Genomic DNA, 11,994 nt, shown 5'->3' on the forward strand with positions numbered 1-11,994 from the left:
TCAAAATTGGAAATACCTATAAATGTATACTTTTGTAGAATAAAATAACGGCTTAGAGAAGATATAATGCAGATGAAGGAATAATCCGTCTGATTTGGCTATTTACAACTACACTAAAGTGTCAACACTTTTTATAAGGGTAATCTTAAGCAATGAAGACTAAGGGAATAGTATTCTTGGTGATTATCACCATGGGACTGTTATCGATTAACTGGTGGGGCGCAAAAGCCCCCGCCACAGAACCGCCCACCAAATTTAAAATAGCCACCTCAACGACTCCCCTCAGCGCACCACTTATTATTGCCAGAGAACTGGAACTTTTTAGGCCCTACAATCTCGACATCGAATTGATCCCGCTGCGCGGTGGCCACCTCTGTTTTCAAGCCATGATACAAGGGGTTGCCGATCTGGCCACCAGTTCAGAAACCGTCATCATGTTTAATGGCTTTGAGCGCAATGATTTTCGCCTCCTGGCGAGTTTTGTCGAATCAGATAACGATCTCAAATTGCTGACGCTTAATGATGGTCATCCAATGAGCATGACTCAATTTCAACATAAAAAAATAGGTATGGTTAAAGCCAGCGCCAGTGAGTTCTTTGCCGATGCATTTCTTATCATTAGTGGTCATCAACAGCAGGAGTTTGAGAAGGTATTTATGTCACCCCAAGCACTTGGGCCCGCCCTGCTGTCGGGAGAGGTTGATGCCATTTCGGTGTGGGAGCCCTTTGGCTATCAACTGATAAAAGAACACGATGAGAAGATATATCAATATCCTGGCAAAGGGATCTATAACCTCTCCTTTAATTTGGTCGCAACAGAGAACAATGCCAAGTTAAATCAAAATCACCACGCCAATATCTTAAAGGCGTTAAAAAGCGCACAGCACTTCATTAATCAGCATCCTCAACGCGCAAAACAAATTATCAGTGACTATCTGGATATGCCCCTGCCAGAGTTGGAGTGGGCATGGAACGATTATATTTTTCGGCTATCTTTAAATAACTCGCTGCTTTCTAACTTACATGCGCAAGCACGTTGGGCAATTGCCAGTGGTGCAGTAGAGGCAGAGAACACACCAGATTACAGGCTGCTTCTGGACGACTCAGCCCTTATGCAGGCGCTCGACAACTAGGACGTTATTAGACCTATGATGATCAATACCAGGTTGAAATTGCTGCTATTTGTCAGCCTGTTTCTGACAACAACCATCTTGCTGACTTTCGCTGGCCTCAAAAATATTCAACAAGAAAACCTACAGCAGATGTCTCACATCATGGAGCTGGAAACGTCCATAGATGTGCTGAGAAGTCGACTCTGGGCGCTACAAGAGTTCCAAGATGAAGAGGTATTGAATCAAACCCTGGACGCTCACGAGCAGCTTAAGATTAAACTGGCTAACGCCCACTTTTTGGTGCCCGAGGCTAAGGTTTTAACCTCAAACCTCAACCGTATGACCGACAGTCTATCCGCCCTGCTCATCTTAACTGGCCAACAAATGAGTTCTCAACCGCAGCGGGGGATCATCTCGGTCCGCGGCATGTTAACCACCAGGTTTAATATCACCATTCAGTCCATGAGCGAAGATCTGACCAGCCTGCAACGACTCGTCATTGACAGTCTTGCAGAGCAGCAATCAAAAATTCTCACTACTACCATCTTCTTTCTACTGGCTGGCTCAGTAATTTTGCTACTGGTAACCACCTCAACCCTCAAGGTGTTCAGGGAGAGCCTTCATAGGATAACCCAAGGGATCAGCAAGTTAAGCCAAGGTGATCTCGATAACCATATCGAAATTGTTCATAAAAACGAACTAGCAATATTGGCGCAGAAATTCAACGCTATGACCCAGAAACTCAAAGAAACCACCATTAAGAAAGAGGCATTACAGGGCGAAGTCGCGGCGCAAACCAAACAACTTAAACGCCAAACACAAAAGCTTAAGTATGTAGCAGAGCACGACGATCTTACTGGGCTCTATTCTCGCAGCGCCTTTGAGCGCCAGATCGATACCGCCATCGCCCGCTGTCAACGCACCAAGATGCACGCCGCCATGTTATTTATCGATCTAGATAAGTTTAAGCAGGTCAATGATAGCCTGGGACATGACAATGGCGATAAGGTGTTATTGACCGCCGCCAGACGGGTCCAAAACGCCGTGCGTAGCTCTGATATCTGTGGTCGACTAGGAGGCGATGAATTTGTCGTCTGGCTGGAGCCCATCAACGACATTACAGAGGTCTCTCTGGTGATCGATAAGATCATTCAACAACTATCCCCACCTATCGTTTGTGGCCGCACCAGCGTCTCATTAAACGTCAGTATTGGTGTTGCCATGTACCCCGAAGATGACCTCACCCGACTAGCCCTCATTAAAATCGCCGATGACAACATGTATCAGGCGAAAAAAATCAGTGGTAATAGCCACCATTTTTCGCCGCAGATGGCAGAAAAAATCGGTAGCCAGCTCGCCTAGTCAGTAAACCTAGCCTGTGAGTACAGACAGGCGGTTTCTCAGCTGTTTTATATCTACTCTCACTAATAGCAGCGCTATCAAACCAGCCAGATAGAAACTCGGTTCTATGACCTCAGATTTAACCGACCAATAGAAGTGAATCGGCGCCAGCAAGGCCAGCAGATAGATACCATTGTGAAGCTGCTGCCAGCGCCTGCCCATGGCTCGCCTCACCCTGTTAAAAGACGTCAGCGCCAGCAATAACAAGATGATGTAGCCGCATGCCCCCACCAATATGTAAGGACGCTTGACGACCTCACTGAACAGCAGTTGCCAGGCAAACAGTAGATCCAGACTCAAAAAGGCAAAAATATGTAGCGATGCATAGGCAAAGACATAGAGGCCCACAAGACGACGTGTCTGCATCAAGATTCCCAACTTAAACCGCTTGGCCAAGGGCGAGATGAGTAACACGGCGACCAGGGCGTTGATGGTGCCCATTCCCGTATAGTGAATAATATACTGAACCGGATCGCCGCCAGCGCGATCCGTGAGTACCTGCCACAGCAACAGCGCAATAGGCACAAGGCCTATCAGGTGAAACAGGATTTTCAAAGGCAGCAGATGCCGAGCCTGTAATCTAAACAAAGTGACTCCCCAAACGTTTTAGTAGTACTGACTCAAATCCATCCCCTTGTAGAGATGGGCTACCTGCTCGCCATAACCATTAAAGGGCAAGGTGGGGATCCGCTGGGCGGAGAAGATCCCCCCTTCACCGATACGTCGCTCGGTTGCCTGTGACCACCTAGGGTGATCCACTTTAGGGTTCACATTGGCGTAGAAACCATACTCATGTGGCGCCAGCTGATTCCAGCTGGTGGGCGGCTGTTTATCCATGACATGGATCCGCACCACAGACTTAATGCTCTTAAAGCCATATTTCCAAGGCACCACCAAACGTACCGGCGCGCCATTTTGCGGGGGTAATGTCTTGCCATAGAGACCTACGGCCATAAAGGCCAATTCATTGGTGGCCTCATCAAGGCGTAGGCCTTCCACGTAGGGGTAATGAATACCCCCTCCCATTAAACGGCTTTTCTGCCCTGGCATCTGATCGGGATCGAACAGGGTTTCAAACGCCACATGGGTCGCACCTGATTTTACCCCTGCCTTATCGAGTAACTGTTTCAGAGAAAACCCCACCCAAGGGATCACCATTGACCAGGCCTCGACGCAACGCAAACGATAGATGCGCTCTTCTAGGGGAAACAACTTGTGCAAATCATCAAGATCTAATGTCAGCGGCTTATCCACCATGCCATCAATACGCAACGTCCAGGGATCGACCTTAAACCCCCGAGCATTTTCATAAGGATCCGTCTTACTGGTGCCAAATTCATAAAAGTTATTGTGGGTGGTGACCTTCTGTTCGGGCGTCAATATCTCCTGCTGACCAAACCCATTGTTGTGCGAAAAGGCTAAGGGGTGGGTCACAAAGGGCGATTGAGGCTCAGACTTGCCAAACAGATCAAACAAGCCCGCCTGCACCTGACCGGGAATACTGGCCCCCAGCGCGCCTAGACCTAACGCCTTAACAATAGTGCGCCTATCATTGAACACAGCTTCAGGCGTTACCTGCGATGCTTTCTCATTCCAGCTTGCTCTGCCTTGGGAACCTTTTGCCATATGCTTCACCACTTCATTGTCATTAATCGTTTCAACCTATGCTGAATTAGATAGTCTAATGCCTTAAAAAATTTCACCTAAATAATATTTAACGAACAAGTGTTCGTCATTTACTCGATCGCTACTTGAACCCATTTGTGCCACATGAGACGCTAACCGCCTAGCCTAAAACGGATATTGACTATGCTGACCGAACTTCCTTTATCTCCACCACAAATCATTGTCTTAGGAGCCGTCTCCTTGCTCGCACTGCTTATTGGCGCCCTGCTCAACCAGCGTCTAACCAGGGCTAAATGGCAAACGGTCAGAGAAGAGCTTATCCAGCAGCACACCAACGCCATGCTGCTACTCGAGGCGACACTGGAAGAAAAACGCAGCGAAGTAGGAGTTCTTACGCAGAAACTCGAGCAGCAGATCAATCTACTCGGTATGAGCCAGGCCCAGGCTAAACGCGCCGAGGAGTTAGAACAACAACTACAGCAAAGCCAGCGTAAACAGATGGAGACTCAACTGGCACTGTCAAAATCCAATGCTCTGCAACAGACCCTGACGGTGAAATTTGAAACCGAGCAACGGGCGCTGGAAGATAAAATTCAGCACCTGCATGAGTCTGAGACCCGTCTAACCCAACAATTTGAAAACTTAGCCAACAAAATTTTTGATGCAAAGACCCAGCGATTACAGCATGAGAATGAACAGCAGCTATCAAACGTGCTTTCTCCCTTTAAACAGCAGCTTGAAGGATTTAGAAAGCAGGTTCAAGAATCCTACACAGTTGAGCAGAGTGAACGCAGTGCACTGAAGCACCAGCTGGAATCCCTCAAGGCACTCAACCTGCAGATGAGTCAGGATGCTATCAACCTTACCAAGGCGCTTAAAGGTGACAACAAGCAGCAAGGCAACTGGGGCGAAGTGATTTTAGAGCGCGTGCTGCAAGAGAGCGGCCTGCGCGAAGGGCACGAATATGAGACCCAACAAGATTTAAAACACGACAATGGCAAACGCTTTAAGCCTGATGTCATCGTCCATCTGCCCGAAAACAAAGATGTGGTGATCGACGCCAAGATGTCCTTACTCGCCTACGAGCGCTATTTCAACAGCGAAGATGAGGCAACCAAGACTGCAGCCATCAAGGAACACTGCCTGTCTATTCGCAACCACATCAAAGGACTCAGTCAAAAGGATTATCAAGCACTGCACGGCTTAACAAGCCTGGATTATGTGCTAATGTTTATTCCATTGGAGCCTGCCTTCTTGCTGGCATTAGAGCATGAGCCAGGGCTGATAAACTATGCACTAGAAAACAATATCATGCTGGTCAGCCCCACCAACTTGCTGGTGGCACTACGCACGATCAACAATATTTGGCGCTATGAATATCAGAACCAAAATGCCCAACGCATTGCCAAGCAAGCGGGTAAAATTTACGACAAGTTATGCGGCTACCTTGAAGACATGGAAAAAGTTGGCCGTGCCGTGGAGTCCCTGGACAAGCATTACCAGGCCGCCATGGGTAAGTTGACCTCAGGTAAGGGTAACCTTATCCGGCAGGCTCATCAGATGCAGCAACTGGGGGTATCAACTAACAAACAGTTAGATGCTCAGCTGTTAGATAAGGCGCTGAGTGAACACCTGGACAATGACATAAAACTGAATTAAAGCGACGCGATACTATAGAGTCTTAGGTAAACAGGGAAAAGGACTGGACGACAATGCCAAAGCGGTTAGGCAAATTTTACTATGCCAATATCTATATCCTCCTGTGGCTGGGCAGCTTACTGCCATTAACACTGTCAGCCGCCCCCCTGACCAAGGCGCAGCAGCAATATCTCGATGCCAGAGAGGCGCTGAGCCAAAATAATCAAGCAAGCTATCAGCAACTCAGGCAGCAGCTCGAAGGTTATCCCCTCACCCCTTATCTCGACTATCACGCCAACATGGACAAGATAGTCGATTTACCCGGCAACCAGGCTCTACAGGCTATCAAAGCATTCGAAGGGACTCCGCTCTATAACAGTGCCCGCCATCGCTATCTGGAAAATGCCGGCCAACGAAAGCAGTGGCGTCATTTTCTCGCCCTCAGCCCAGAGGCGCCGCGTAACATCTCGCTGCAATGTTATTACTACCGTGCCATGCTCAATCAAGGTGAAACAGACAGCGCCTATCAAGGCGCCAAAAAGCTCTGGCTCCATGGCCAATCACGCCCAAAAGAGTGCGATCCCCTGTTCAATGCCTGGGAAAAGGCGGGCCATCGCAGCCAAACCTTGCTCTGGTCACGCATGTTTCTGGCCTTTAATAGTGGCGAGTATAGCCTGTTAAAATACCTGGCCTCTAAGGTCACCACCCACCAAAAAGAGGCCAAGCTGTTGCTGGCCGTCTACCAAGATCCCCGCAGCCTAAGACACAGTAAACGTTTTCGCACTAAGTCGGTCATCTATGGCGACATCGTCGATGCAGGCCTTAGGCGCCTGGCCCGAAAGGATCTCATCAAGGCGGTCAAGCTCTACTTAAGCTACGAAAAATCAAAACGTTTTAGCGACTATCAAGACAGCAAACTCGGGCGCTACCTGATCAGACGCGCCTTGATTTCCCAGGAGCCTGAGCTCAAGGACTTTGTCGATAGCCGCCTGCCCAAGATAGACAGCGACGATCTTAAAACCCTGCGCCTTCGCTGGGCCATCAGAGAAGCCGATGAAACCAATATAGACAAGTACCTGCCACTGCTGAGCGAAGGCACTCGCAATAAGGCTCGCTGGCAATATTGGTTAGCCAGACGTCTCATGGACACCCAGGCAGATAGAGCCAACTCAACGCTGCAGTCCCTCAGTCAAGAACGCAACTTTTACGGTTTTACGGCCGCGCATCTGATCGATAAGCCGATCAATCTCGCCCAGATTGACACCCTAGTGGATGAGAGCCTGACATCTCAGCTGTCAATCGATCCCGGCCTTGCCCGGGTGCAAGAGCTTTTGGCCTTAGATAAGACCATAGATGCCCGCGCCGAATGGGTACTACTTTTGGGGCGGCACGGCAAATCTCTGCAGGCCCAGTACGCCTTGCTGGCAAAACGCAATCAGTGGCACGACCTAGGCGTTCAGGCCAGCATACAGGGACAGCTGTGGAATGATATGCAGCTGCGCTTTCCCTTTGCCGCCGATGAAGCCTTTAAGCGCGCCAGCAAAGAGGCCAAAGTCGATATTGACGAGATCCGCGCCATTGCCCGCCGCGAGTCCGCCTTTTACCCCTTTGCCACCTCAGGCGTTGGCGCACGGGGCCTGATGCAGCTCATGCCCGGTACAGCCAAAGAAACCGCTCGCAAACATGGCCTCAGCTATCGCGGCAGTAAGAGTCTTTACGATGTGTCGCTCAACACGACGCTCGGCAGTCGCTACTATAAGTCACTGCTCGAACGATTCGACGGTAATCGCATTCTGGCTACGGCCGCCTATAACGCAGGGCCCCACAGAGTCAAACGCTGGCTGGAAAAAAGCCAAGGCAAGCTGGATGCCATCGCCTTTATCGAGTCAATCCCCTTTACCGAGACAAGAGAATATGTCCAGGCGGTGCTTAGCTACCGCGCTATTTATCAAGCTAAGCAGCAAAAGCCGGTCGCACTTTTTTCGCCGCAGGAGTTGGCCTTTAAATATTGACACCCGCCCCCTATAGGCTAGTGATAGAAATCAGTGACTTGTTCATTCACAGTGCTCTGACCAAAAAAGCTAGCCAATCATAGACTTCTGCCTCATAGTTAAAGGCCGACTTGACGATTGTTTCTGACCATTGAGTGATCACCTTAAGGAGTTTCATGTCCCATTCAAGCATCAACTCAATCTTGGCCCAACTGCAGCGAGTGCTGCTGGGTAAGCCCCATCAGCTTAAACTTGCCCTCACCTGCATTTTGGCCAAAGGGCACCTGCTTATCGAAGATCTTCCCGGCATGGGTAAGACCAGTCTATCCCAAGGCATGGCGCAAAGTTTGGGACTGAGCCATCAGCGTATCCAGTTCACCAGCGATATGTTGCCTGCCGATATTCTTGGGGTCTCTATCTTCGACAAAGAGCAATCTCAGTTTGTATTTCACCCCGGTCCTATCTTTAAACAGATGATCCTGGCCGATGAGATCAACCGCGCCAGTCCAAAGACTCAGAGTGCCTTACTAGAGGCGATGGCAGAGCATCAGATCTCGGTAGATGGTGTCACCCATCCGCTACCCAGCCCCTTTTTCGTTATCGCCACGCAGAACCCCAGCGAGCAATCAGGTACCTTTCCCCTGCCTGAGTCGCAACTGGATCGCTTTATGATGCGGATCTCCATCGGTTACCCTGATGAGACAGCCGAAAAGGCGATGTTGAAGGGCGAGGATATCTCTCCCCAGTACCACAAGCTTCCCGCCTGCATCGACCCACTGATCTTGATGGATCTCCAGGCACAAGTGGCTGAGGTCAAGGCATCTGACGCCCTGCTCAATTACATTCTGGCGCTGGTAAAAGGCTCTCGCCAGCTAAACGAAGGCTGTGGACTTTCGCCAAGGGCCAGCAAAGCACTGCTGAGTGCCGCTAAGGCCTGGGCCTTTATCCATGGACGGAATTATCTGGTGCCTGACGATGTTCAGGCGGTGTTTGCCGCCGTTGCCGAGCACAGACTCAGGCACACCAGTCAACAACAGGGTGAGGCGCTCTCCCAGCGTCTGCTGGCCAGCACCAACCCTATCTTGTGATCCCATGACAAGCTTAGCGACAGGTCACGGACGATGGAGACAATGGTGGCAAGCCTGGATAGACAGGCGCTTACCAGCCAGTCGGCGCGTCACCTTGGCCCATAGAAGTATCTTTATCCTGCCGACGGGCTTCGGCCTCTTCTGGCTACTGTTTGTGATATTGCTGTTTCTGTTTGGCACCAACTATCAAAATAACTTGGTGATCGGCCTCTCTATCTTGCTGCTCAGCCTATTCAATACCTGCATCATCTACAGCTATCGCAACCTTGCCGGCATGACACTGGAAGCCAAAGTGGGACCGGAAGCCTACGCAGGTGAGAGGTTACTCTACCCTGTATTACTCAGTGCCAAACAGGTGCAACATCAGGTGATTCTCAGTTATGAGGAGCAATCGCCGCAAATCATCACGCGCGTCAACGGCAAAACCCAAGAAGCCCTAATCCCCTTAGCCAATGATCGCAGAGGTTGGGTCGACCCAGGCAGGCTTAAAGTCGAGAGTCGTTATCCCTTGGGGTTATGCCGCGCCTGGTCCTATGTGGATCTTGCCAATGCCCAGATCGCCTTTGCCCATCCAAAGCCGGGCAAGATTGCACTCAGCGCCGAGCAAGCCGGAGACAATGACGAGCACAAGGATCAGGGCAAATACGTGGTGGGAGTCGATGAGTTTCGCGGCCTGAAACCCTTCGTCACCGGCGAGTCGCTTAATCAAATCGCCTGGAAACAGCTGGCTCAGGGGCGCGGCATGCTGACCAAGGAGTTTGAACAGCCCCAAAGCGCGCCGCAATGGCTGGTACTGGATGACACGGCGCCACTGGAGGAACAACTTAGCCAACTAACCTGGACGGTGGACCGTTTATTTGCAAAAGGGCAAATATACGGTCTCAAATTGCCCGGTAAAACCATAGCGCCGGCAGGTGGTGAGCAGCACAGACGCTTGGTACTCAGTACTTTGGCGGTCTACCCACAGGTGTTGGAGCACTCCCATGACAGATAAACAGGGAGAGATCATAGGTCGTCAAAGCCTGCTCTGGCTGCTACTCGTCAATCTCAGTGTATTGGCGCCCCTCTATGACAAGATGACCCCTTGGAGCATGGCGATCTGCGCTATCTGCCTCGTCTGGAGAGTGGGGATCTTTACCGGCAAGGTGGCAAAACCGCCCCGCTATCTGGTGACCGGACTGGCGATTGCCTCCGCAGTCACCTTGGCCTTGGTCACTGCTCAGATAGGCATATTAAACGGTTTGATCAATCTGCTTATCTTAGGCTATGCCCTTAAATATATTGAGATGCGCGATCGACGTGACGTGCGCGCCGTAGTGCTGGTCGGCTTCTTCCTGATTGCCGTGACCTTGATCGAAAAACAAAGCCTCTGGTTCACCCTACAACTGACCTTAGTCGCTACCATCAATATCTGTGTCTTGGTGAGCCTCTATCTGGACAGCACCTCGATCAAACGCACAGCAAGCTTAGGCGCTAAGATAATGCTACAAAGCCTACCGCTGGCGATCATCTTGTTTATGGTGCTGCCAAGATTGCCACCACTCTGGTTAGTGCCCAATCCCAAAAACGCGACGACCGGCCTGTCTGACGAGCTCTCCTTTGGCGATATAAGCAAGCTGACACGCTCGAGCGCCCTGGCCTATCGTGTCAGTTTCGATGGCAGCCGCCCGGCAAACAATCAGCTCTATTGGCGCGCCTTGGTGCTGGATCAATACGACGGTAAAACCTGGACCCAGGATCCCGAGATCAAAGCCCTGCAACGCTTACGCAGAGTATCCAGTTTTCGCCCTCAACCCGCTGGCGAGCCGATCCGCTATGAGGTGATTGCCGAGCCTAGCTATCAAAACTGGCTCTTTGGCTTGGATCTGGCCTACAGCAAGGACAATGATATTCTCGAGCTGCCCGATGGACGACTCTACGCCAAATCGCCCCTAAGCCAGAAGTATCAATACCGGGTCGCCTCCTATCCTGAAGCCACGCTCGATAATGAGCTTACACCAAGGCTTAGAGCGCGAAACCTTGAGTTACCGCCTGACAGCAACCCAAGAGCCTCAGAACTGGGTCGTCAGCTTGCAAAGGATTACCCGAATCCTGAGCAGCGACTCAACGCCATCATGACCCTATTTAATCGGTCACCATTTTTCTACACCTTAGAGCCGCCACAAGTCGGCCCCCAGCAGATAGATGATTTTCTGTTTGAGAATCGCGCCGGCTTCTGCGTCCATTACGCCAGCGCAATGGTGTTCCTGGCGCGCCAATCCGGTCTGCCCGCCCGCATGGTCACAGGCTATCAAGGCGGCGAATGGAATCAGGCAGCAGGCTACCTCAGCGTCTATCAATATATGGCCCATGCCTGGGTTGAAATATGGCTTGATGGCAAAGGCTGGCAGCGATACGATCCCACGGGCATGATCGCCCCAGAACGTGTAGATGACGGGTTTGACGCCTTCTTTAATGGCGAACAAAGCTATCTTATCAATAATCCATTTAGTAGTTTGCGACTGCGCCAATACCCGCTGCTCAACAATCTCAGAATGTCGCTCGCCAGCATAGATTATTACTGGAGCAAATGGGTATTGGGCTTCGATGAAGAGCGACAAAACCAGCTGCTCAAGGATCTGTTGGGCGAGATCAGCGCGACTAAGCTGGCAATATTTGTTATTGCCGCCTTTGGGGTGATCGCCCTGTTTATCGCCTATAGCGTTGGATTACTGGATTTTAGCCGCCACCGCGATCCTCTGGTGGCCGGTTTTGAACAGATAAGTCGTATGCTGGCCAAGCGCGGATTAGCCAAACAGACAGGCGAGTCGGTCGATGCCTACCAGGCCCGGGTGCTTGAAACCCTGCCGCAACTCACAGAGCCGATGGCACGCTATACCCAAGGCTATATGACCCTCAAGTACCGTGCCCCTTCCCCTAAGGCAAGCAAGCAGCTAAAACGTCAATTGAAAAAAGATCTGCGCAAGCTAAAGCTTGCCATCGTCAGGCTGAAGGCAAATACAGACGATATCGCCCCTACTACAGATGCTGACAAACTAAGCCAAAGTCATTGAATCAGTGTAAAAAACAAACGTAGAATGGGCACTTGTTCAAATTTAATCCCCTAGAGGGTCATCAGGATTGGCGTTCATCAACAGA

General features: G+C 50.6%; 9 protein-coding genes. 7 read left to right on the plus strand and 2 right to left on the minus strand.

The annotated features are described in order from the left end of the window. The first annotated feature begins 152 nt into the window (after positions 1–152). Positions 153–1,133 (plus strand): ABC transporter substrate-binding protein, encoded by a 981-nt coding sequence (locus L2712_RS06485; RefSeq protein ID WP_248977249.1) that lies wholly within the window; start codon positions 153–155, stop codon positions 1,131–1,133. 15 nt (positions 1,134–1,148) lie between these two features. Beyond that, positions 1,149–2,474, plus strand: coding sequence for a GGDEF domain-containing protein (locus L2712_RS06490; protein ID WP_248977250.1), 1,326 nt, complete (start codon positions 1,149–1,151; stop codon positions 2,472–2,474). Positions 2,475–2,483: 9 nt separating this feature from the next. Here the strand turns inward: L2712_RS06490 and msrQ are convergent, their stop codons facing one another. Both msrQ and msrP read right to left on the minus strand, forming a co-directional pair. Continuing rightward, on the minus strand, positions 2,484–3,101 hold the full coding sequence (gene msrQ, locus L2712_RS06495; RefSeq protein ID WP_248977251.1) for a protein-methionine-sulfoxide reductase heme-binding subunit MsrQ: 618 nt from the start codon (positions 3,099–3,101) through the stop codon (positions 2,484–2,486). Positions 3,102–3,119: 18 nt separating this feature from the next. Then, positions 3,120–4,139, minus strand: coding sequence for a protein-methionine-sulfoxide reductase catalytic subunit MsrP (gene msrP, locus L2712_RS06500; protein WP_248977252.1), 1,020 nt, complete (start codon positions 4,137–4,139; stop codon positions 3,120–3,122). A 183-nt stretch (positions 4,140–4,322) separates the two neighbouring features. Between msrP and rmuC the strand changes: the two genes are divergently transcribed. From rmuC to L2712_RS06525, 5 genes are all read left to right on the plus strand, one after another. Beyond that, positions 4,323–5,798: a DNA recombination protein RmuC gene (gene rmuC, locus L2712_RS06505; RefSeq protein WP_248977253.1), complete on the plus strand. Its 1,476-nt coding sequence runs from the start codon at positions 4,323–4,325 to the stop codon at positions 5,796–5,798. Between the two features lie 53 nt (positions 5,799–5,851). Then, positions 5,852–7,789 (plus strand): transglycosylase SLT domain-containing protein, encoded by a 1,938-nt coding sequence (locus tag L2712_RS06510; protein ID WP_248977254.1) that lies wholly within the window; start codon positions 5,852–5,854, stop codon positions 7,787–7,789. Between the two features lie 155 nt (positions 7,790–7,944). Continuing rightward, entirely contained in the window at positions 7,945–8,856 is a 912-nt protein-coding gene (locus tag L2712_RS06515) for an AAA family ATPase (protein WP_248977255.1), read from the plus strand. A gap of 4 nt (positions 8,857–8,860) precedes the next feature. Continuing rightward, positions 8,861–9,850: a DUF58 domain-containing protein gene (locus tag L2712_RS06520; RefSeq protein ID WP_248977256.1), complete on the plus strand. Its 990-nt coding sequence runs from the start codon at positions 8,861–8,863 to the stop codon at positions 9,848–9,850. Further along, positions 9,840–11,909 (plus strand): transglutaminase TgpA family protein, encoded by a 2,070-nt coding sequence (locus L2712_RS06525; RefSeq protein WP_248977257.1) that lies wholly within the window; start codon positions 9,840–9,842, stop codon positions 11,907–11,909. The genes L2712_RS06520 and L2712_RS06525 overlap by 11 nt, the downstream gene beginning before the upstream one ends. The last annotated feature ends 85 nt before the right edge of the window (positions 11,910–11,994 follow it).

It is taken from the genome of Shewanella marisflavi, from assembly GCF_023283925.1.
Lineage (GTDB): Bacteria > Pseudomonadota > Gammaproteobacteria > Enterobacterales > Shewanellaceae > Shewanella > Shewanella marisflavi.